This window comes from Sanyastnella coralliicola (genome assembly GCF_030845195.1).
GTDB lineage: Bacteria > Bacteroidota > Bacteroidia > Flavobacteriales_D > Sanyastnellaceae > Sanyastnella > Sanyastnella coralliicola.
The window spans coordinates 3,697,058-3,721,090 of record NZ_CP132543.1 but is presented as its reverse complement, the minus strand read 5'-3'; the positions used below and the strand labels follow the sequence as shown (position 1 = coordinate 3,721,090).

General features: G+C 47.5%; 14 protein-coding genes and 1 tRNA gene. 10 read left to right on the top strand and 5 right to left on the bottom strand.

All coding sequences use genetic code 11. The annotated features are described in order from the left end of the window. Positions 1 to 74 precede the first annotated feature (74 nt). The 3 genes from RA156_RS15350 to RA156_RS15340 all read right to left on the bottom strand — a co-directional run bounded on the left by RA156_RS15350 (position 75) and on the right by RA156_RS15340 (position 6,970). Entirely contained in the window at positions 75 to 860 is a 786-nt protein-coding gene (locus RA156_RS15350; RefSeq protein ID WP_306641333.1) for a hypothetical protein, read from the bottom strand. A 102-nt stretch (positions 861 to 962) separates the two neighbouring features. Then, entirely contained in the window at positions 963 to 2,723 is a 1,761-nt protein-coding gene (locus RA156_RS15345) for a hypothetical protein (RefSeq protein ID WP_306641331.1), read from the bottom strand. Positions 2,724 to 2,752: 29 nt separating this feature from the next. Further along, positions 2,753 to 6,970 carry a T9SS type A sorting domain-containing protein gene (locus RA156_RS15340; protein WP_306641329.1) on the bottom strand — a complete coding sequence of 1,406 codons (4,218 nt, stop codon included), beginning with the start codon at positions 6,968 to 6,970 and terminating at the stop codon, positions 2,753 to 2,755. Positions 6,971 to 7,112: 142 nt separating this feature from the next. Here RA156_RS15340 and RA156_RS15335 point away from each other — a divergent pair, with 142 nt between their 5' ends. Both RA156_RS15335 and RA156_RS15330 read left to right on the top strand, forming a co-directional pair. Continuing rightward, a complete protein-coding gene (locus tag RA156_RS15335) occupies positions 7,113 to 10,490 on the top strand; it encodes an AAA domain-containing protein (RefSeq protein ID WP_306641327.1) in 3,378 nt (1,125 codons plus the stop codon). A 33-nt stretch (positions 10,491 to 10,523) separates the two neighbouring features. Then, a tRNA-Ile gene (locus tag RA156_RS15330) sits at positions 10,524 to 10,600 on the top strand. 24 nt (positions 10,601 to 10,624) lie between these two features. Here the strand turns inward: RA156_RS15330 and rnr are convergent. Continuing rightward, positions 10,625 to 12,760 carry a ribonuclease R gene (gene rnr, locus RA156_RS15325; protein ID WP_306641326.1) on the bottom strand — a complete coding sequence of 712 codons (2,136 nt, stop codon included), beginning with the start codon at positions 12,758 to 12,760 and terminating at the stop codon, positions 10,625 to 10,627. A 45-nt stretch (positions 12,761 to 12,805) separates the two neighbouring features. Between rnr and RA156_RS15320 the strand changes: the two genes are divergently transcribed. The 3 genes from RA156_RS15320 (at position 12,806) to RA156_RS15310 (ending at position 15,198) form a co-directional block, all read left to right on the top strand. Next, the gene (locus tag RA156_RS15320) at positions 12,806 to 13,681 is read left to right on the top strand and encodes an RsmD family RNA methyltransferase (protein ID WP_306641325.1); all 876 of its coding nucleotides are present in this window, start codon (positions 12,806 to 12,808) and stop codon (positions 13,679 to 13,681) included. Positions 13,682 to 13,705: 24 nt separating this feature from the next. After that, entirely contained in the window at positions 13,706 to 14,527 is an 822-nt protein-coding gene (locus RA156_RS15315; RefSeq protein ID WP_306641324.1) for a T9SS type A sorting domain-containing protein, read from the top strand. 89 nt (positions 14,528 to 14,616) lie between these two features. Then, positions 14,617 to 15,198, top strand: coding sequence for a MiaE family protein (locus tag RA156_RS15310; RefSeq protein WP_434064851.1), 582 nt, complete (start codon positions 14,617 to 14,619; stop codon positions 15,196 to 15,198). Positions 15,199 to 15,234: 36 nt separating this feature from the next. Here the strand turns inward: RA156_RS15310 and RA156_RS15305 are convergent, their stop codons facing one another. After that, positions 15,235 to 16,524 (bottom strand): aminopeptidase P family protein, encoded by a 1,290-nt coding sequence (locus RA156_RS15305; protein WP_306641322.1) that lies wholly within the window; start codon positions 16,522 to 16,524, stop codon positions 15,235 to 15,237. 356 nt (positions 16,525 to 16,880) lie between these two features. On the opposite strand from RA156_RS15305, the gene RA156_RS15300 reads away from it, so the two are divergent. The 5 genes from RA156_RS15300 to RA156_RS15280 all read left to right on the top strand — a co-directional run bounded on the left by RA156_RS15300 (position 16,881) and on the right by RA156_RS15280 (position 24,029). Further along, the gene (locus RA156_RS15300) at positions 16,881 to 17,309 is read left to right on the top strand and encodes a RidA family protein (RefSeq protein WP_306641321.1); all 429 of its coding nucleotides are present in this window, start codon (positions 16,881 to 16,883) and stop codon (positions 17,307 to 17,309) included. Positions 17,310 to 17,389: 80 nt separating this feature from the next. After that, a complete protein-coding gene (locus tag RA156_RS15295; protein ID WP_306641319.1) occupies positions 17,390 to 20,698 on the top strand; it encodes a DUF7619 domain-containing protein in 3,309 nt (1,102 codons plus the stop codon). Between the two features lie 119 nt (positions 20,699 to 20,817). Next, complete coding sequence (locus tag RA156_RS15290) at positions 20,818 to 21,639, top strand: DUF3108 domain-containing protein (protein WP_306641318.1); 822 nt, start codon at positions 20,818 to 20,820, stop codon at positions 21,637 to 21,639. A gap of 52 nt (positions 21,640 to 21,691) precedes the next feature. Then, positions 21,692 to 22,660, top strand: coding sequence for a tryptophan 2,3-dioxygenase family protein (locus tag RA156_RS15285; protein ID WP_306641316.1), 969 nt, complete (start codon positions 21,692 to 21,694; stop codon positions 22,658 to 22,660). Positions 22,661 to 22,751: 91 nt separating this feature from the next. Continuing rightward, positions 22,752 to 24,029 carry a peptidoglycan DD-metalloendopeptidase family protein gene (locus RA156_RS15280; protein ID WP_306641315.1) on the top strand — a complete coding sequence of 426 codons (1,278 nt, stop codon included), beginning with the start codon at positions 22,752 to 22,754 and terminating at the stop codon, positions 24,027 to 24,029. Positions 24,030 to 24,033: the final 4 nt, after the last annotated feature.

Below are 24,033 nucleotides of genomic sequence, written 5' to 3'. Positions count from 1 at the left end.
TCGATTGAGTTCCAGAAGGTAAGCAGATTTTTCTACTTCAAAACCACACCGATCTGCAATTATTGCAATCCAGTTTAACGCTGGAGTCCGTCTGCTACTTGACGAAGCTTGTTCACTTTGAGCTTTTGCGCTTCTACAGCCTTCTTTTTCGTCTCTTGCGCCTTGGCATTCGACTCTTGATCACGCTGCAATTGTTGGATTTCACTTTTCAGATTTTCAATCTCAGCCTTGAGATCTTCGATCTCCTGCGTCTTCTTGGTAATGTCGTTTTCAGCATCGCTGATATTACCTGTATTCTTCTCAATTGAAGACGCTAGCTTTTCTCCTTCTTTGACTGATTTGTCGTACTCCTTTTCCGCCTTGTCTAGGGTCTTTTGTTGATCATCAATCACATCAGCATACGCGTCTTGATAGAAGCTTTGTGCGAATGTTTGCATCAAACGATCAAGGTTTGACGATGCCGTTGGGTGGTCGCTGCCGTTGAGTGAGCTTCCTCCAAGATCAACAATGACTTGAGCGCGTGACCCGTTCGATTCTTCTTCTACTGATACCGCAACAACCACAGTTTCAGCAATGATGTCAGACATCACTACGCCTTCTGCAGCCTGCATTCCTTTTAATTTCGAGAACGAGATTTTGTACTTGTCTTCAAAGAACTTCACTAAGGCCTTCTCCACCTCTCCTTTATCTGCATGAATGAGCATGGTATGTGCGTCGTACGACTTCTTTTGCCACTTCATTTGACGTTGTTCCACCTTCATTTCAGGGCGGTTCAACATGGCTTCTAGGGTTTTATCATTTTGCGCTTGCGCGGAAAAGAGGAATCCGAGTGCAAAAAGGATGAGGGTCAGCTTTTTCATGGTTATCATTTTGGTTTATGACGGCGTAGCAAGGTGTGCGTCACTATAAATGACGTGATTTCTTTTGAGGTATGGTTGGTTTCGCTAGCGCGGAATGGGTTACTATTCTGGACAAGGCATTCCAAGTGCGCTTAAGAAGCTTAAGAGATCGGCTGAAGTCACGGCGTCATTTCCATCCATATCGCCTGCACATTGGAAAGTGCATCCATAATCTCCTAGGAATATCAGCAGGTCACTGACTCCCACAACTCCGTCGAAATTAAAATCTCCTGGACATACAGGGTTCCCGAAGACGCAGCTTCCGTCATTAACTTGAGCTGTAGGGTCATAATTGTACGCAGATAGAATGGTACATCCTGAAATACACTCCCCCGCTCCGGTGCTGAAAACGATGGGTTCATCTGATGGAGTTGCTCCTCCGGAAAGAATCTCTATTCCATTTTCGTCAATGATCGTCCAGCTTATCTCGTTGTCAAACGTTCCTCCACCGATGGTCATCCTATAACAATCATCATCCAAGCAGAATAAGTCAAAACCACTTTCTGGTCCTAAATAAAAGTCGTCATCCACACTAGAGTCAGCCGAATCTAGAGAACCACTAGCTATTATAACATCGTCAAATGTGGAAATCTCATAGGTAGCACCATTCCATCCGTCTCCGAATGAGTCATACATATTGATGATCAAAGGTATACCCTCTCCTGTTTCGCACGACTGAGAGTAATAGTCGCAAGTTCCATCTTCAATATTCGCATTCACGTCATAGTTGTATGCTGCTGGATTCGTGCATCCAAGGCTGACGGTCTCGCAGGAAAGAAAAATATCAAAAAGGCCCCAATCTATTGTGTTCGGATTCCCATCCGACTCTTCATATGAAACGTATATGTAGTATATCGTTCCAATTTCAGCAATGAAGGAAACGAAAGCATCGTCTTGATCAAAAAAACCACACCCGTCGAAGCTGTCGCTATTCGTCGCATACAGCGTAGGGTCATACGCGTTTACCGCACACTCAAATGGCCCGTCGCAATTTGGTGCTTGCCAAACGGTCAGTTTGGTATCTATGAGGCTTCCACAAGTGGACACATTGACCAATTCCCCACCTCCTTGAAAGGCATACCAGACCCCTTCATCGGGGTTGGGGTCGCAATCTGTACCCATTGGCGTATCATCGGAAGAAGCATGATTATTTGATCCTGCTACAGCAGAGCCACATTCCAACCAATGCGCATCAGCACACAAATCGTTAGGGACGAATATGATTCGGCAACTTCCATCGTCCACGGTGGCATTTGGGTCGTAGTTTGTTGCGTCGGGGTTTGTGCAGCCCAAGTATTCACCTTCTATGGAGATTTCAAATTCTCCACAATTCTCAGGATCGGTGGTAAACACTCCCATGTAATAGACCATATTATCCTCGATAGTCAAAAAATCGTCCAAATCTCCTGCACAAGTATTTAGGACAAGACATCCGGCAACATCATCTAACTCATTGCAATTACCCGCATAAAGCACCAGGCCAATCTCTGAGCTGTTCACGTTATCCAAGGAAAAAGGATGAGAGTCAAATTCTCCTGAATTGAAGGCAAAGAAGACATCGTACGCCGTTTCCCCATTAGCCGCAAAATTTGGCACGTTCGATGGAGTTGCATTGCAAATGGAAAACTGTGTTGGAGCTGCCCCTATAGTGAGCGGCATAGCTGGACATGGTTCGTCGTTTGATGGCGGATACACACACGACCCATCATCCTCCGTAGCCAACGGGTCATAATTATTGGCTAGAGGGTCAGTGCACCCCGGATAAGCCCAAATCAGGCTGGGAATAGCACACAATAACACGAAAAAGGCAGCACGAATTTTCATAGTTCAAAAAGGCAACTGTTCGTAGTCAGTTACTGTTTCACCAGTCTAAACACCTGTCTTGATTCTCCGTTAAATACATAGACAAAGTGAATGCCTGCGGCAAGCATAGAGACATCAATCGTTTCATTCAGGCTGGTCTGTTCGTTCGCGAACTCTTGCTGGTAAACCAGTCTGCCTGAGATGTCACGAAGCTCCATCACCGTGGTGAATTCAGGGTTCAGTTGTTCCAGTTTAATGTTAGCATGGGAAATTACAGGATTGGGGAGAATCATGCCGTAAACCACGATCTCTTCCCCGGTCAAAGCCGCTGGTGGTAGTCCACCAACCTCATCTGGGTTGTATTCGCAGCTTCCATCGTCAATAGAAGCCTCTATGTTCCAATTGACAGCCACTGGATCTGTACATCCTACCACTTCAATTACATTCTCTACTCCACAGTCACCTTCAAGGTCGACGTTAATTTCAAGTGAGGATCCGTAAATCAATGTGGTTAATGTTGTGGTGACCCCATCAATGAGAATCGTGATATACCCGTCATCCCAACCGTCACTTCCAGCGTCGTTCATGATGAGCGCGTAACATCCAGCAGGAAGACAGTGATACTGCTCCGCCATTGAGTAATCCTCGTAGTTAGCTCCCGTTGCTACGATTTCATCGTCTTCGTTGACCAATTCCCAATCGATTTCATCAGCATCAGAATGACTGGCAAAGGTGATTTGAATGGCTAGGTCTTCGCACTCTTCCGAGTAGAAACAAGAACCGTCATCGTATTCCGCGCTAGCGTCATAATTGTCAGCTTCTGGGTCAGTGCAACCAAACGCACAAGGGATATCACCGACACTAAAGAAGACTTGGTCTTCGATGGACACAGCACCTCCAATCATTTCTCCTTCGTTGATCCCAGTGAGGGTCCAACCGATTTCTTCGTCAAAGTCTCCACCACCTACGGTGAGGTAGTAGCAGCCATCAAGGATGCAAAGGAAATCGATGCCTTCAGAAGTACCGTTCCCAACAAATGGATCATCAATGCTTCCAGTAGCGATCAATTCGTCTGCCATTGTGTAAACCTCGTAGACTGCTCCGTTCCAGCCATCTCCGAAGTCATCTGTCATTAACAGATAGACACAATTTTCATAACAGCATAAACCATTGTCAATGGTTGCTTCATCGTCATAATTACATGCCGTGGCATCCATACATCCTTCACATGTGAGGTATTCGCACGAGCCGTCATCTTGAGTTGCTTCAGGGTCGTAATTGCAGGCTACAGGGTCAGTACACCCGCAGTTTCCAGCACCTATCTGGAAGGTCGTTTCACCGCTGGTACCGCTGATTACTTCAACGTCTTCAATTGACAAGAACCACGAAATCTCGCCATCAAAACTTCCTCCTCCAACAGTAATCGTATAACAGCCATCTTGTAAACAGAGCAGATCAAAACCTTCGTCTGCACCAAGAAACATATCCTCATCGATGGTGTATAATGCATCATCGAGACTACCAGAAGCCACCTCCTCGCCTCCAAAGAGGGATATCGTGTAGGTTCCTCCGTTCCATCCATCATTGAAATCGTCGTCCATAAACAACATTAGGGCTGTGCCTTCACCTCCCTCACATGTTTCGGAGAAAAAGTCACATGAATTGTCATCAACGGTCGCCTCAGGGTTGTAGTTGTAAGCCACTTCGTTGGTACAGCCGTAAATGAATTCTTGGCATGTTACTTCCAGTGTAAACAATCCCCAATCAGGTGTCATTGGGTTACCGTCAACGTCTTGATGCTCCACGTAGATATAGTAGGTTGAATCTACTTCGGCAAAGAAACTGATCCAAGCATCATCTTGATCGAAGAACCCACACGGAATGAGCGCTTCTTCACTGACGGCATAAGAAGGGTCTCCTTGCCCACCTTCGACGGCCGGCACGCAATCGTACGGACCTTCACAGCTCGGTGATTGCCAAACAGAAATCTTCGTGTCAATCACTGAACCACATGTTGATAACTCCACCAGTTCTCCACTTCCAGAGAACTGGTACCATACACCTGGTCCTGGGTTGCTATTACAATCAAGTCCAATAGGCACTCCGGTATCCGTAGTATTCCCAGTAGAGCCCTCCACTGTTGATCCACAGGTCAACATTACCGCACCTGCACAGCTATCGTTTTCTGGAATGAAGTTTTCGTAGCTACAGCTTCCATCATCTTCAATGGCGTCTGGATCATAGTTGTCGGCTAAGGGGTCAGTACAACCATAATAAAGCCCCATAATGGTGAGGTTATAAGTACCACATCCTTCGGGGTCGGTTGTGAAAACACCCACTGTGAAGGTGGTGTTTGGTGGTATTTCCATGAAGGTCCCCATATTTCCTGCACACGTTCCGGTAACGAGACAACCGGATATTTGAGTCAGGTTTCCGCACTCTCCTTGATAGATCGCCAACCCAATTTGAGTAGAACCTGTATTCGAAACGTCGAAGAAAATGTCTTCAAAGTCGGCTGAGTTGAAGGTATAAAACACGTCATAAGCTGTTCCCGAACCCGCCGCAAAATTGGGGGCGGACGATGGGTTGGCACAACAAATAGAGGCTGAAACAGTCTGTCCGCCCATAGGATGGACTTCAGCATTCACACATTCGTCATTCTCAGGCACATCACCACAATCAACGCAATTCAATTCAAGCATAAAATCGAGTCCTACACCAGCCCCGAATTCAGATACGAGGATATAGAACACTTCTTCAGCTTCCACAGTGAATGCAAGAGAAGACAAGTAAGACCCTTGGCATCCGTCGTCATTTCCAGCAACACATTCTAACACCGAACAATCAGGAGCTGCTTTGAAGACATGAAGCTTCGTATCTCCACCAACAGATAAACAGGTATTGACGATCACTTGATGGTAGTCATCCGCAGTGTAGACATACCACACCCCAGGGCTGGTGATCTCTGTTCCGGTGCATTCTGATCCGATCAGATCTCCTTCTCCCGTAGAGTTCACGGTTAGACCTTCAATCAGTTGACCACAGGTAATCGGAATCGCGTCACAAACGTCATCGTTTGATGGAGGGTACACGCAGGAACCATCGTCTTCTACCACATCAGGATTGTAGTTCGCAGCCGCAGGGTCAGTGCAACCCGTCAGCACATTCCCGTCACAATCAAAACCTACTTCCGGGAATACACACGAGCCATCGTCTACCTCCACAAGTGGGTCATAATTACATGCCGTTGGGTCTGAACATCCATCCACAGCGCCATAACTGCAAGAGCCGTCATCTTCAATGGCATTCGGATCATAATTATCTGCTGCTGGGTCAGTACAACCAGTGAAAGGATTCCCTTCACAATCATACCCTTCTTCAGGGTAGACGCAACTTCCATCATCTTCATTTACAAAGGGGTCATAATTACAACCATCCGGGTCCGTACACCCGCCGATAAGATCGTATTCGCAACTCCCATCGTCAATGGTGGCATTGGGGTCAAAGTTGATGGCTACCGGGTCTGTACATCCCAACGTTCCTTCATATACACATGAACCATCCGTGTAATTTGCTTCAGGATTGTAATTAATAGCTTGGTCATCAATACAACCAAACACGGCATTCTGGTCTACTGCAAAAGTGAGCCCTTCAAACTCTGCGTCTTGGTCTTGATCTCCATTCAAAAACACCTGGATATTCAGTACCCCTGAGAGTATTCCGTCTGTGGTGAATTGACCAACTAATACTTTTAAGTCTTCACCTGCATAGGCATTAGGGGCTTGCTCAAGCGTGCCGAAGGTGGTGAACCACAGTCCTCCTACTTCGCCATCAATCATGATGTTTTCTCCCGCCTCGAATGGAGCGATAAAAGGATTCGAACCATCTTCATTCGCATAAATCGCATTACCAGGAGCGGTCGAGCTATCTTTTCCAATCGTCACCCAACTATCGTACTCGAGTTCCGGAAAAACAGCGAAGAAGGCTTCATTCACATTTGAGCCTAGGTGACTTCCCACATCACTCTGAAAGAACGACGTCGTAGTATTGACTTCGAGTTCAATGTCATCATAGCCAAACAGGGCGCTGACAAAGTCATCAGCGTCAACAAAATTGGCGTACACACGATAGGTCGTGAATCCGGTAAGATCCGTTGTACCTACCATGCCTTCATGCACGGTAACCGTTTCAACAGAAATTTCAGTGACTTGAGCATTTGTTGCCCACACGAGCATGCACCCAAGAATCGAGAGTAGAAGGTTTTTCACTGTGTTGGTCTTAGTTAACTACTGAAAATTAACGATTTATTCGCTAGCGCGGAAAAAAGAACGGTTTCAACGCTCATAAAGTCGAGACCAACACTTATCAACTCAGCTTCGAAGGCAGTGATTCAGCCCGTACATTTGTGCCATGCTTGAGCAGGAATCTCCGTTGTTTCATGGCTTGGAAAGATCACAATCCTTGATCACCCAAGGCTTACCAGCTTTAGGTGTGGCTTCATTGCGCAAGGAGCTCTCGTACATTACGGCTGAGCTGGTGAGTGAGAGTAAGGTGCGCTTCCCGAATGTCTTCGCCCGCATCGAATTCTTGTGCCGCCGTTTCCATCTGCCCAACAAGGTGAGGCAACAATTACATCAACTCCGCAGGTCTCGTCCTGACGATGAAAACGAAACCGAAGAGCAGTTCAAGATCTTTGCTTCGGCGTTAGCCTACTTGATTCAAGCAGCCACGCAAAGCGCTCCCCCGGCCACCTTAGCGCTGACTGACATTCCTGAAATCACCTTTGTAGTTCCTGAAGGACAACACATTCCAAAACTCAGAGCTCAGGTGGTGAGCATTGAAAACGAAGTGCTCACAGTGATCGCTGAGGATGAAGCATTCGGTTCATTTTCGCTAGCGCGGGAAGATCACCCGCAATACGAACGCACCTGGGAGCAGGTCAACGAAGACCATCTCTTATCATTGGTAGATGTTCGACTTGATGACGGAAAAGCCGTGGCACGACTGATCGTGTTGATGCCTGATTATTTGGTCGACGTGTCATCGCTAGCAGAGTGCTTTCAACGTTTGGCTTTCAAGAATATAGGTGCACCCGCGCTGTACTTCATCAACCGATTCAGCCAGCGCCAAACAAGCGAACCACTTTTCTTAGGAAACCTCATCAACAGTCTGCTCGATAAGATCTTGCACGATCAAGACAATCGTGAGTTCAAAGACTTCTTTCGTGAGTCTTTTGGCGACTTCCCCTTGGAATATATCACCTTGTTCCAAACCGACGAGGCCCTGCTTTCCTTCATGCGCTCCAGAGCGTTTCCGCAATACGCCAACCTCAAAAGAGTGGTCAGCGACGACCTTTCACGGTTGACGCCTCCTGTGGTTCCGTCGAAGGCAATGCTGGAACCAAGCTTTATGTCCCCTGACTTGGGGCTTCAAGGACGACTCGACCTGCTTTATCTCCGAAGCAACAAAGCGGTGATCATTGAATTGAAATCGGGGAAGGTGCCTTGGCCTCCAGAAGACCTCGATGCTGTGGGCGAAAACCACAGTGCACAGGCACGCCTTTACCGCATGATCCTTCAAGAGGTGTTGGGTGTGAGGCCCGATTCGTCGCAAGTGTATGTCCTCTACTCCTCTGCCATGCACTCGGGCAGCAACCTGAGATTCGTTGCTCGCTACGCTGAATTTGAACAGCAAATGATGGATGTTCGAAACGAGATTGTGGCTTACGAGCATCAACTCGCTAGCGCGGAATCAGCAGATGAAATCATTGATGTCATGCTGGAATGGAACTATGCTAGTTGCAACATTCCAGAAAACGCTCGAATTCCAGGGTTTTTCATTGGGAAATTCAAATTGTTCGAGCAAGCGATCCACACCTTGTCAACAGGGGTGGTCAAGGATTACTTCGCTGCGTACTTAAGCTTCATTGTGAAGGAACAATGGACCGCCAGATTAGGTGATGGACAACATAGAAAAGGACATTCTGCCCTGTGGAACCGAGAAGACACAACTGAGAATGACAACACTGGAGTCGTCGCCCCGCTTGAGATTGTGAGCAATCACCTGTCATCACAAAACCCAACCTTGACACTTAATGGTGACAAGGTCAACTTAAAAGACTCTGATTTTAGAAAAGGAGATATTATTGTGCTCTATCCTTATGCGAATTCTAACTCAAAAGCTACCGATCAACAGGTCATTAAAGGTTATATCGCAGAAGAATTCACTGCTGGTGGAGATATTACACTCGGGTTCAGATATCCACAGCAATGTCATGACTATTTCGAGCAATTCTCCTACTGGGCGATCGAGCATGATTACATGGACCACACCTTCCAGGTGATGCAACGCGAGTTGTTCTCCTTTTGCACTGAACCAAGTTCACTGCGCCAATTGATTCTTGAACAAGAAGAACCTGCTTCAAAGGCCGCAGAGGGAGAAATCGAACTACTGCCTCATGAAATGGCAGTCGACTCAAGTGTGCAAGAACTGCGTAGTCAATTGACCAAGGCCATTCATGCCCAAGACTACTTTCTACTCATTGGCCCTCCAGGAACAGGAAAGACTTCGCTCTTCTTGAGAAACTTGGTCCACAATGCGCTCGTGCGTGGTGAACGTCTGCTTTTGCTGGCCTACACCAATCGCGCCGTTGATGAGCTTTCTCAGGCTGTACTTGACCTTTGCGATGACGGCTCATTTATGCGTGTGGGTAGTGGCATCGGTTGTGCACCGCAATTTGAACCTTACCTGATGCACCGCATCGCAGGGGAATCACGAAACAGAAAAGAGCTCACGCAACGAGTGCTTGAGAAGCGTGTGATTGTCTCTACCGTTTCGTCTATGTTGAACCGGCCGCAGATCTTTCAACTACTGAAGTTTGACCGAATCATTGTCGATGAAGCCGCTCAAGTCCTGGAGCCGATGTTGATCAATTTGCTTCGCCGTGCACCAAAGTTTGTTCTGATAGGTGATCATAAGCAGCTCCCTGCTGTGGTCACGCAGAAGGGCGATACCAAAGCCATGCTCACAGAAGAATTAGAGCAAATTGGAATGACTGATCTCCGAAACTCACTGTTCGAACGATTACTAATTCAAGCTCAGACCAAGGGGTGGGATCATGCTTGGGGTCAGCTCAATTTTCAAGGAAGAATGCATCCGAGCTTAATGGAATTTCCAAACGCAAGGTGGTATGGTCAGCGATTGCGCATTGCTCAAAGAAGTCATCAGCTTGAACCTGATCGCTTGAGCTTGTCTACCCCTCTTGACCATCGTCTGCTATTTGTCGATACGCGTTCTGATGCCCTTTCAGATAGTAAGCACAACCCACTCGAAGTGCACACCATCAGCCACCTTGTTGAGGAGCTGATTAAACAAGATGTACCCGCGGCTCAAATTGGAGTGATTGCGCCCTACCGAGCACAAGTGGTGGCGATTAAAAGTCAACTGAATCTGCTCTCTTACGACACCTCGAAAGTTGTTGTCGATACGGTAGAACGATTCCAAGGCGGACAGAAAGATCACATCCTCTACGGCACCACGATCTCAAATTGGACGCAACTTCGCTTCCTGGCATCGCACCGAAATGAAGACGAAGATCAGGTAGTAGATCGCAAGCTCAATGTAGCCTTCACAAGAGCCCGTAAACAGTTCATACTCATCGGAAATGAAGAGCTTCTGAAGGAAGATGAAGAGTACCAAGCATTGATAGAATACATCCGTTCTTCAGGGAAGGTCGTGTCCACTTCCGCGCTAGCGATAAAAGAAGACACGATCAGCACGCCCTTTTAGCCATTGAAATTTGCTAATTTCGCATCCGAAATCGCGCCTATAGCTCAGTTGGTTAGAGCGCCGGACTCATAATCCGTAGGTCCCAGGTTCAAGCCCTGGTGGGCGCACCAAGACCCCGTTCATTCGGGGTTTTTTTATACCATCGTGTCAACCAACTCAAAGTCAAGTTGACGCTTCAACAAGTCAGCACCCACCACGGTAATCGTCACCTCATCACCGAAATGATATTCCTGACCGGTGCGCTTGCCGATGTACGCATGATGCTCTTCATCGTAGATGTAGAAGTCGTCTTTCATGCTGTCTTTAGCCACCATTCCCTCGCACTTGGTCTCGTGAACTTCAACGTACAGACCCCATGATGTCACACCAGAAACGATGCCTTTGAAGGTCTGCCCAATACGCGCCAACATGAACTCTACTTGCTTGTATTTGATCGAAGCGCGTTCTGCATCTGCGGCTTTCTTTTCTTGCTCAGAACTGTGACGGCACTTCATGTCGTAATCATCAGCATTCACGCTTTCGCCACCATCCAAGTAGTGCTGCAACAGGCGGTGAACCATGACGTCAGGGTATCGACGAATAGGAGAAGTAAAGTGAGAGTAGAAGTCGAATGACAAACCGTAGTGGCCAATGTTGTTTGTGCTGTATTCGGCCTTGGCCATCGAACGAATGGCCATGGTCTTGATCACATCCTCTTCGGCTGAATCTTTGACTTGCGCGAGCAGGTCTTTAATCACATGTTCAGCGTTATCACGACTTGGCTTTGGCATGCGGTATCCAAAACGACTCACAAAGTCACGAAGATTGCGCAGCTTATCCACATCAGGTAAATCGTGGATACGGTAAACAAAGGTTGGAGCGTTTTTCGCCTTCGACTTTCCAATGCGTTCAGCCACCTTTACATTGGCCAAAAGCATGAAATCTTCAATGAGCTTGTTGGCGTCTTTCATCACCTTCACGTATACACCCACAGGCTTTCCGTTCTCACCCAATTCGAATTTGATTTCCTCTGTGTTGAAATCGATACCCCCGCGTTTAAAGCGTTCGCCGCGAAGAATCTTAGCCAAGCGGTCCAACGTCAGAATAGCATCGTTGTGGTCTCCTTTTCCTGTTTCAATGACTTCTTGTGCCTCTTCATAAGTGAATCGACGATCACTGTGAATCACCGTGCGACCAAACCACTGGTTTTTGATCTCCGCTTTATCGGTCATTTCGAAGACAGCCGAAAAACACAGCTTGTCTTCATTCGGGCGAAGAGAACAAAGCTCGTTACTCAAGACCTCTGGAAGCATGGGCACAGTGCGGTCAACCAAGTACACCGAAGTGGCGCGATTAAAGGCTTCCTCTTCCAGCAAAGTACCTGGGCGCATGTAGTGCGTTACGTCGGCGATGTGAACCCCAACTTCCCAATTACCATTCTCGAGTTGTTGTAGCGAAAGTGCGTCATCAAAGTCTTTCGCGTCATGTGGGTCGATGGTGAAGGTCAAGACATCTCGCATATCGCGTCGTTTCTTGACTTCTTTTTCTGTGATCTCCTTAGGAATTTGATCTGCTTCGTGCACCACCTCTTCAGGGAAGTGGTAAGGCAGGCCATACTCCACCATGATCGCGTGCATTTCTACATCGTTATCTCCAGGAGCTCCTAATACCTCGTATACTTTTCCGATGGGATTGTCATCACCTGACTCCCAGCTCATCATTTCCACGATGATCTTATCACCGTCTTTGGCGTTGGCGTGATAGTTTGGTGGAAGGAAAAAGTCAACGTGAATTTTTGGATCAGTTGGCAGGCCAAAAGCGAAGTTCTTCTCTTTCTGGAAAACACATACATAGAGGTCTCTTGCCCGTTTAACAACACGTTCTACTCGACCTTTTGATCTTCTTCCGGCCAGCATGCTCACCTCTACAATGTCTCCCCAAAGGGCATTCCCTGTAGAGCCTTTGCTGATCGCGATGTCGTTTTCTCGGCCTTCAATGATGACAAATCCTCGTCCGTAACGGGTGATCTCGATCTTCCCCTGAAGCACCTCTCCAGATGATTTTCCAGCCCACACGTATCTTCCTTTGCCTACCGTTTGCAGGCTTTCTTTCTCAGCTTCCTCATCGATAATGGCTGCGATCAATTGACGCAGTGAATCATCTTGGATACCGAGGCTGCTTGAGACTTGCTTATAATTCATAGGCTTCCGCGGTTGAGCGCGGAAGATGGCGAGGACTTCCTTACGCAGATCGCGTTGGAATGAGCCTCCCTTTTTCTTCTTCTTAGACATTACATGCAAGTTGGGCATTCCTGACTAGAATCCTACCTTTCGCACATGAAATCTGCGTGGGAACGTTTTGAGCCGAACGGATGGCGTGAGTATTCATTGATCGATTCTGGCAATGGAAGGAAGCTCGAGCGATGGGGTGAGGTGGTGACGATTCGTCCGGAAGTCACAGCGATTTGGTCTCCAGGGCTTTCTGATAAAGAATGGCATCAACTCGCTAACGCGGAATTCGTACAAGATGGATCTCGATCAGGGAAGTGGAAGCGCTATAAAAAGTGTCCTGATCATTGGCAAATCAGCTATCCATCGAGCAGAGGAAAGCTCACATTTAACCTTCGCTTTACACAGTTTAAGCACCTCGGCGTTTTTCCAGAGCAAGCTGCGAACTGGGAATTCATTATTGACCACATTCAACGTTTTCCCAATCCAAGAGTGCTGAATCTTTTTGCGTACACCGGAGGGGCCTCTTTGGCTGCTCGTGCCGCAGGTGCTGAAGTAACCCATGTTGACAGCATTCGCGCCGTGATCGACTGGACAAGAGAGAACATGGAGTCTTCTCGTTTGACAGACATCCGATGGGTGGTGGAAGACGCGCTACGCTTTGTACAGCGGGAAGCCAAGCGAGGAAACAAATACCATGGAGTGATCATGGATCCGCCATCTTGGGGTATCTCTCCAGGGAAGGGTAAGAAGAAGTGGAAACTGGAGGATCAGTTGGTAGAACTCATTGAATCAACCGCTGAAATTGTCGAAAAACAGCACTTTTTAATCCTTAACACTTACAGTGGATTAGCGAATTCAACGCTTGAGACTTTAATAAATACTTCCTTCCCTCCTTCGAATACCGCTTGCGGTGACCTAATATTGCACTCGGAGACCGAGAGGAAGCTGGCAACAGGCAGCTGCTTGAGGTCATGGATATAACTGAAAATCAAACATCTCTATAACATGAAACATTTTACTTTTCTTTTTGCAATGCTTCTTGCATTTGGTGCGAACGCACAGCTAGTTGACGGTAGCTTCGAAGCTGGTGCTGGTACAGGTGTATGGGGTGAAACAAGTACAAACTTCGGTTCTCCACTATGTACAGAGGCTTTCTGTGGAACTTGTGGTGGCGATTGTGCTGCTTTCGATGGTGACTGGTACGCTTGGTTCGGTGGTGCAACTGCTGACGAAGTAGGTTCTGTTACTCAGACCGTAAACATCCCTTCAGGAAACACCGCAACACTTTCTTTCTACTTCGACATCGCTTCTCCAGGAGCTGGTCTAGCTGAGGATGGTGTAGCAGTATTCGTTGACGGTGACGCTCTTTGGAGTGCAGCTGCAACTGATTCTTCTGCTTACGACGGGTACACTCAGGTGAACATCGACATCTCAGCTTACGCTGACGGTGGAAACCACTCTATCGGTATCTTCGGTTACCAGACGACTGAGGTTCCTTCGAACTTCCTAGTTGACTTGATCTCTATGACTGTTGACGGAAACGACGCAACAAACGTGAATGACATCTTGAACAACGAGAAGGCAATCACTGTATTCCCTAACCCAGCGAACGAAGTAGTGAACTTCAAGTTCGGTGCTGCTGCACAAGGTGATGCTGTTGTACGTCTTTACAACCTAGCAGGTGAAATCGTGATCGAGAACAATCTTTCAGACGTGTTCAACCGCACTTTCACACTCGAAACTGCAGATCTTCAAGACGGTCTTTACCTTATCGAGGTAAACGTAAACGGTGAGAAATTCACTCAGCGCGTGATCGTACAGAAGTAAGACTTTCTGAGCTTCGGCTCATTCAAGCCCCGCACTTGCGGGGCTTTTTTTGTGCTAATTTTGCAGCTATGGAAAAGCAAGAAAAAGTCATGCTCGGATTGAGGCTCGCTACTGACCCTCGCTGGGTGAACATTGTGGAGAAGAATATTTCTGAGATCCTTACTGACCATGCATGGTGCGAACAGAAGGCGGCTTCGAATGCGATTTCTACCATTGTCCGCTTCCCAGAACACGAAGACTTGGTGGAGGAGCTCACCAAGATTTCTCTAGAGGAAATGGAGCACTTTGGAATGGTACACGCTAAGATCAAAGAGCGTGGACTAAAGCTCGGGTCTGAGCGCAAAGACCCTTACGTACGCGACCTGGCCAAATTCATCAAGACGGGCGGCTCACGTCCGCAACAGCTCGTAGAAAGCCTACTCTTCGCTGCCATGATTGAAGCACGCAGCTGCGAGCGTTTCCGCATCCTGAGCGAAGAAATGGAAGACGAAGATCTACGCGAATTCTACCGTGAATTGATGATCAGCGAAGCAAACCATTACACCACCTTCATCACCTTCGCGCGCAAGTACGGAGAAGGCGTTGACGTGGATAAGCGTTGGCAAGAATTCCTTGATTTTGAAGGAGCCTTGATGGAAAATTATGGCAAAAAAGAAACGATACACGGTTAAGCGTATCGTTCACTTCAATATGGTTTCAGCTGCTTTTTAGCTGTTCATAATCTCTTCAATGTGATCAGCTTCCAATGGAATGCTGCCCATCAAATCGTGGTATCCGTCATTGGTAATCACGATGTCATTTTCCAATCGAATTCCGAGGTTCTCTTCGCGGATGTAGATACCTGGCTCTACAGTAAACACATTGCCTGCCTGAATTGGCTCATGCCATAGCCCGTAATCGTGAACGTCTAGTCCGATAAAGTGGCTTGTACCATGCATGAAGTATTTCTTGTACGCCGGCCAATCTGGGTTCTGCTTTTCTACGTCGTGCTTGTCGATCAACCCAAGGTCAAGAAGCTGTTTTGTCATCAACTCCCCTACCTCACGGTGGTAATCATGTAGTGACACACCTGGACGTAACAGCTTCATGCAATCTTGCATTACGCTGTATACTGCATTGTACACCGCTTTCTGACGGTCTGTAAATCGTCCGCTTACCGGAATACAGCGCGTCATGTCTGAGGCGTAGTTTCCGTACTCACAACCAACATCCATCAAGATCACATCTCCCTCATGGCACTTCGCATCGTTTTCGATGTAGTGAAGGACACAAGCATTGAAGCCGCTGGCGATAATTGGTGTGTAAGCAAAGCCACGAGACCCATTGCGCAAGAATTCGTGTGCGAACTCCGCTTCAATTTCATATTCCATGACACCAGGCTTCACAAACTTCAGCACGCGCTCAAACCCGGCCTTGGTAATGTCACATGCGCGTTGCATTTGATCAATCTCATGCTGGTGCTTCACGGCACGGATGCGGTGCATAATTGGTGCACTACGATCAATTTCATGGTTAGGGTAAGTCTCGCGAATCCACTTGTTGTAACGCGCTGTTCGTGTCTCGACCTCAATCGAAGCACGCGTGTGCTCATTGTTGTTTAAGTAGATGCTCGATGCCTCTGCTAATAGGGTGTGTAGAATCTTTTCAAAGTCGGTTGTCCAGTGCACAGACTGAATACCTGAAAGCTCCCGCGCTTGCTCCTTGGTTAGTTTGGCCCCTTCCCAAATTGCGATTTCTTCATTCGTTTCGCGAACGAACAGAATCTCGCGGTGACGAGGATTGTGCGCCCCAGGGAAGAGGATCAGAATGCTTTCTTCTTGATCAGCTCCAGTGAGATGAAGAATATCAGTGGCTTGTTTGAATGGCATGGTTCCATCCGCGCTGGTAGGCATGATGTCGTTACTAAAGAAGACAGCAAGACCACCCGGCTTCATCTCTTTGACGAACCGTTGGCGGTTATGGATATATAGATCCGATGGAAGGATTTGATAGCGCATGTAACTTGGTTTTGGGCTAAGTTACACATGCCACATGGATCAGGAAACTTTTCTGAAGGCTATACTACTTATTCCCGTTGGTGAAGAACCACCCGAAACGAGAATTAAACCATTGATCGGCTTCCCTCAAAACGTTGAGTACTTTAGACATGCTGGTGCTTTTTTACTTACAATTTGTGGGTGCTGGCATCAATTTCGATTGAATTCCTAGGATGCGCTGTAGTCTATCTAGTAAGTATTCTTGTAGGAAATGTCCTACGCAAGTGAACATCTCCCTTCGGAATTGCTTTGTACAACTATTCTTATTTCCTTCGTCAACCCTGCGGAACCGATTCCGCGCTAGCGAGAAAAGCATTATGAGCAACGAAAAAATCAATACTTCAGACGCACCTAAGCCTGTAGGCCTTTACCCACATGCACGACGCGTTGGTGAATTGCTATTTCTATCAGGTGTAGGGCCACGTGAAGCTGGTTCAGGAACCCATGACAGCAGTGTGCCTGGATTGAAACTTGACCACAACGGAAATTTCGAGGAGTTTGATTTCGAAGCACAAGTGCATTCGGTGTTTAACAATGTCAAGAAGATTCTTGAAGCTTCGGGCTCGTCATGGGATAAACTTGTGGATGTGACCGTTTTCCTCGTCGACATGAAACGCGACTTCAAAACCTTCAACCGTATCTACGCCGAATATTTCAAGGAGAATCAACCATGCCGCACCACCGTTGAAATCAATAGTCTTCCTACGCCGATTGCCATTGAACTGAAGTGCATCGCGACGGTATAAAGCTTCAATTTTCCGGAACAAGCGTTTGACGATACGCAGAAAAGGATTAGCTTAGGTGCTCAACATCAATACCTTAAGCTATGACCAAGTACTATTTGTCTTTAATGGCATGCCTCTGTGCGCTCTTTTCTACGGCGCAATTGCAGGATGTCATTGTTGAGGAGTACACTCCAACCCTAGAATCATCTACAGTGCCTGAAGGGCATACGATTTATCGCGTTTATGCTCGCACACAAGATCCTGCAGACCGCGTACTAGCTGTGTTTGCTGTAGAGTGTTCACCTCTTGATGTGTCAACAACTACCTCGTTCTATAACGACCCAATCGGTAGCTTCAATGGCGCAATTATCCAGCCGCTATTTTACCAGTTGTTCCCGACACTTGAAGCTGATTCGTGGGTAACTATTGGCGCTGACAATGCAGAAGTCGCCGGATCAACGGATGTCAACACCGTGGCTTCCTTGCCGCTTGACCCTTTCACTCCTTCACTTCAGGATCCGAACGGAACCAACCTTGAAATCGAAGACGGAGCGTGGTTTGCCATTGAAACCTCACCTACCACTCTTCCTACAGGGATCGACAACCGTGTCCTTCTAGGGCAATTTACCACTGATGGAGTGCTTTCATTCCACATCAACATCCAGGTAAATTCAGGTGGCTTGTTCAACACATCTACCCTCTACCTCTGGAACGACGACCTAACTTGTACAGGTGAGCTCATGGAGAACATCGTAGCTCCAGAACTTGGCCTCGTCTATGAAGGCGCTGCGTGTGGAGATGAAGGAGCTTGTAATTACGACCCTGACGCGGAAGTGTACGACGAAGCGGTTTGTAATTACGACACATGCGCTGGATGTACCGATCCTGAAGCATGTAATTACGATGAAGAAGCTACCATCAATGATGGTTCTTGTACTGATCTATGTCCAGGTTGTATGGACGAAGAAGCGATCAACTACGATGCCGACGCAACGGTTGACGACGAATCTTGTCAATACGCCGGATGTATGGATCCATTCGCTGGAAACTATGACCCAGACGTAGTAGAAGATGACGGAAGCTGTGAGTACTTCGGTTGTACTGACCCTGAAGCCTGGAACTACAACCCGCAGTCGACAGACGACGATGGTTCATGTGAATACGACTGTGATGGACAAATCATTGCCGTAAACATGCTAGATACTTTTGGTGACGGTTGGAACGGTGCTACTTATACTATCCACGATGCAGACGACAACCTCGTTGCTTTTGGTGATCTAGACAACGCTCAATTTGGAGATGGGTTCTCCTTCGGGTACAACTTCCACTGTTTGCCAAATGGAACTTATATCATCAACACTGGTGGTGGGATTTTCGATATGGAGAACATCACTTCCATCGAATGTACAGGTGGTGAAGTCGTCTTTATAGAAGGTGCTGGAGCTCTTGATTTTGAAGTTTCTGAAGGTGAAGACTGCATCCCTGGCTGTGATGACCCAGATGCTGACAATTATGATCCTGAAGCGACCTTCACCACTGATTGTATCTACAGCGGCTGTACTGACCCTGAAGGAGACAACTACAATCCACAAGCAAACAGCGACGATGGAAGCTGTATCTACGAACTAGATGGTTATGTCTTCTACGATGCAAACGCAAATGGAATCTTCGATGATATTTTCGACTACGGAATCGAGGGTGTCTCGGTAACGCTGGAGCCCGGAGGGTTGATTGCTATTACTGATGCCAACGGCTACTACTCATTTGGTGAGGTAGAGTCGATGACATACACACTAACCTTGGAAGATTTAGAGGCTTTCCCAACAAGCACAACTGCAAACCCTGTAACCACCGATTTACTTGACCCTAATGGATCTTCAAACATTGATTTTGGAGTAACCAATGATGATGCAGTTACCGGAATCGATGTTTACATGACTTCTTTCGGAGGTGTTCCGTGTAACGGCGACGAAGAGTTTAACTGGATCACGATTTACAACACAGGTAACCAAGTATTGAACGGTACGGTTGAATTAGAGTTTGACCCACTTTACCAAGGCTTCTCTCCAATCGGGTTTGATGCTGTTGTGGAAGACAATTTGGTTTTCATTGAATACACAGGCCTCGCTGCCGGACAATCACTGTCGTTCTTCTTCACTTTGAACGGACCTGCCGTTGAGTACATTGGTGAATTCGTTACCAACAACGTAACTGCATTGGCGGTTGAAGGAGAAGAAGTGGTAGCCTTTGGTACCGACTCTACAACTGACGAGGTGACTTGTGCATACGATCCGAACGACAAGCAGGCGATGCCTCAAGGCTACACTGATCAGCACTTCATCTTGAACGAAACGCCAATTGATTACACCATTCGATTCCAGAACACAGGAAATGCTCCTGCTGGTTTGGTGACTTTGGTAGATACCCTTGATATCGACTTTGATTTGGCTTCATTCGACGTGGTAGCGCACTCTCACGACATGATGACGGTACTTGATCCTGCGTCACGTGAGTTGACCTTCACCTTCGAGAACATCCAACTTCCGGATTCAGCGAGCGACCCTGAAGGTTCGATTGGTTTCGTGACTTACCGAATCATCCCGCTTCCTGAATTGGCGCCGAATACAACGCTTGAAAACACGGCACATATCTTCTTTGACTCTAACCCAGCCATCGTAACGAACACCTATGTTCATACTATTTACGAGTGTGGTCAAGAGGCCAACTTCGCGGCAAACCCAGGCATCTGTCTTGGAGATGAGTTCACCGCGGTAGCTGACCACCCACACGTGACTTACTGGAGCTGGAATTACGATGGCGAAGAGATTGGTACAGACGGCAGCGTTGTTTACGCACCTGAGTTCACAGGCAGCTTCGACTTGACCTTGACGGCGGGTAACCCATTGTGTGAAACGGAACAGTCGCTTCAAATAGAAGTGTACGAATTGCCTGAGGCTACTTTCACTTCGAATGGTCCTGAATTGACCGCTAGCGCGGGAACGGCTTGGCAATGGTACATGAATGGTGCGCCGATTGATGGTGCAACTGATATGACCTACATGGTGGTTGAAGACGGTAACTACAGTGTTGAAGTAACGAATGACAACGGTTGTATGGCACTCTCTGATGAAGACTGGGTACAAGCGTCGAACATCTTAGGTATTGAAGGGCTTTCAGCTAATTTCTATCCTAATCCTGTTCTCGCTAGCGCGGAATTGCAACTCCCTGATAATGGTCCTTGGTCGATCACGCTCTTTGATGGAGCAGGTCGCCAGGTAATCAACGTTGACAGCTACACAGATAGTCAATGGACTTTCAATCGCGGAGACCTTGCAGCTGGAAGTTATGTGCTGAAAGTGAAGCGCATGAACACAGGCGAAGAGGCGACCATTGAATTACAATTGAAGTAATCGAACATAAGATCAAAAGAGGGGCTGCGGCCCCTTTTTTTGGTTTAAACATAAGGGCAAAGCCCGTTCCCACGTTAGTGGAATAAGAAACGTGGCACACCATTTGTTTTTAGTCAAGCATGAAAACGCTTTTAACCCTTACATCCTTTATACTCATGTCGTTGCTGGCAGCAGCTCAAGGCGTGAAACCACCAAAGGTAGATTTAGACACCTTGGAGAATGGCGAACTGCGTTCTGTCACGAACCAAGCATTTCAAACCGGTGAAAAACTCACCTACCGTGTGCACTACGGATTCGTAGATGCCGGTGAGGCCGTGCTTGAAGTCAAAGACTCGAAATGGGACTTTAACGGACGACCTGCCTACCACATTGTGGGAACGGGTCGCAGCCTGGGTGCCTTTGATTGGGTGTTCAAGGTGCGTGATCGTTATGAAACGTATGTAGATAAAGATGGTCTCTTCCCTTACCGTTTTATTCGAAACGTGAGCGAAGGAGGGTATGAGATCTTCCAAGACTATGAATTCCACCCTGAGAAGCGCGCCCTGCGCACGCATGAGAAGGAGGAATACCTCACGCCTGAATTCATTCAAGACTTGCTTTCGGCCTTCTACTACGCGCGTACACTCGACTTATCTGATGTACGTAAAGGAGACACCTTCGAAATCGAAACCTTCGTTGACGGTGAGGTGTACCCATTGAAGATCAAGTACGTGGGCACGGAGAAAATTAAGCTTCGTAAAGGAACATTCCGATGCATGAAGTTCGTTCCGGTCATTCAGGAAGGACGTATCTGGGAAGACGAAGACGATCTACACGTGTGGATTACAGACGATGCCAACAAGATTCCGATCTTGGTGAAGTCTGACCTACTTGTGGGATCAGTGAAGATGCAGGTTGTTGATTATGAAAACCTGATGAATCCCATCGCGAAGATCAAGTAAAGGCATTCGGCTTTTACTAAATTGCGGGGTGCACAACTAACGGCACCCTGCTATGGAACTCAATCCAGATATCATTGACAAGGTTAAACAGCTTCAGGCGAAATATGCTGCCATGGGGCAAGACCTTGAGTCGTACCTCGACGGTTTGCTCTATGCTGATTACCTCACTTATTGGGAGTACATCAAGCTAGACACCCTACTCAGTCTTCAAAGTCCGATCACCCCGTTTCCAGATGAGGAGATCTTCATCATGTACCATCAGATTACGGAGCTTTACTTCAAGCTGACGCTGCATGAATTTGAGCAAATTGCATCTCGTGAAAATCTAGACAAAGAGTTCCTCGTTGCGCGTGTTCAGCGCATCAACCGTTACTTTGAAGCTCTCACAAAAAGCTTTGACATCATGGTTGATGGAATGGAGCGCGAACAGTTCTTGAAGTTCCGTATGTCATTGCTGCCAGCCAGTGGATTCCAATCAGCTCAATACCGTATGATTGAGATCTGGTCAACCAGTTTCGATCGCTTGGTGGCTAAAGATGAGCGTCATCGCTACAACGCTGACTTCAAGGCAGAAGACATCGAACAGATGTACGAGCACATTTACTGGAAGCGTGGGGCCACTGAGCTTCAATCAGGTGAAAAAACATTGACGCTCAAGCAATTCGAAATCAAATACAGCAAAGACCTCATCGAGCTCGCTGAACGTGCACACGGCAACACCTTGATTGATCAGGTTCGCCGACTTCCAGAGGCCGATCAGCAAGACCCAGCATTGATCGAAGGTTTGAAATGGCTGGATACCAATGTCAATGTGAACTGGCCGCTGGCACACTACAAATCTGCGGTTCGCTACCTGCACCGCGCTCCTGAAGACATTGCTGCAACAGGAGGTACAAACTGGCAGAAGTACCTACCGCCTCGCTTCCAAAAACGCATCTTCTTTGAAGAAGTATGGTCAGCAGAAGAACTCGACAATTGGGGTCGCGGATGGGTAGAATCTGTGATTGTTAACCTCAAGTAGTGAATTCAAAGCGCAAGCGCTAACATTTTTTAGTCTCTGCCCGCCTTATTTTTACCCACATTACGTTTCCTATTTGAAACCTGGGAAAAGCATGCGCCTGCTGTATTTATCATTCATCCTGCTTCTTTTCGCGCAATGCGCGGAAACGTCTTCTCCGCAAACAGAAAATCAACCCACAGAGCCTGAGGTTCCGGTGTATGTCGCCGACATGCATTACGGTTTCGACTTCAATAACTGGCGCACGGTAGATGGGAAAATCAACAACGGAGACGTCTTGTCGGGAGTGTTATCTCCGCTAGGTGTTACAGCAGTACAAGTAGATCAACTCATCAAACGCAGCGATAGCATTTTTGACGTCCGTAAGATCAGGCCGAACCATAAGTGGGTATGCCTGTTCGAAGAAGATTCCCTCGCGAAACCGTCTTACTTCATTTACGAGCGCAATGCCAAAGACTATGTGGTGTTTGACCTTTCAGACAGCATTCAAGTATGGCAAGGATCGAAGCCCGTTGTAAAAGAACTTCGTGCTGTTCGAGGCACCATTACCTCATCACTGTACAACGCCTTGGATGATGCCGGCGCCCCTGCGGAACTCGCCCTAGAAATGAGCAGCATCTACGCCTGGACCATCGATTTCTACCGACTTCAAAAGGAAGACGCCTTCGAGCTGTTGTACGAAGAAGAATTAGTGGATGGCGTGCCTTATGGCAAGCAGAATGTTCTTGCTGCGCACTTCCTACACAACGGCGTTGACCGCAAAGCCTACTTCTACGACCAAGACACCACCTACGGCTACTTTGACGAAGAGGGAGGCTCACTTCGAAAAGCATTTCTCAAGGCGCCCGTAGAATTCAGTCGAATTTCTAGTCGATACACCAAGAAACGATTCCACCCCGTACTAAAGCGTTACAAATCGCACCTCGGAACTGATTACGCAGCGCCACGTGGCACCCCCATCGTAGCTGTCGGAGATGGCACCGTCACGAAATCAAGCTACACGGCGGGCAATGGGAAATATGTCAAGATCCGCCACAATGGAACCTACGAGACCCAATACCTCCACATGAGCAAACGCGCCGTTAAAGCAGGTGACGTTGTCAAACAAGGGGATGTCATTGGCTATGTAGGAAGCACCGGTTTGGCCACCGGTCCACACGTCTGTTTCCGCTTCTGGAAAAACGGCCAACAAATCGACCACATGGGTGAAGAATTCCCCCCTTCAGACCCCATAGGCGAAGCCCAAATGGACACCTTCATGGTCGTTATCGGAAAGCTTGAGAGTCTACTTCAAGAGACCTTACCAGAGGTGGTTCCAGAGGCAGAGGTTACAGTGGGGGATAGTTTGGTAGAAGTAGGGGTTGACCTCTAAACCT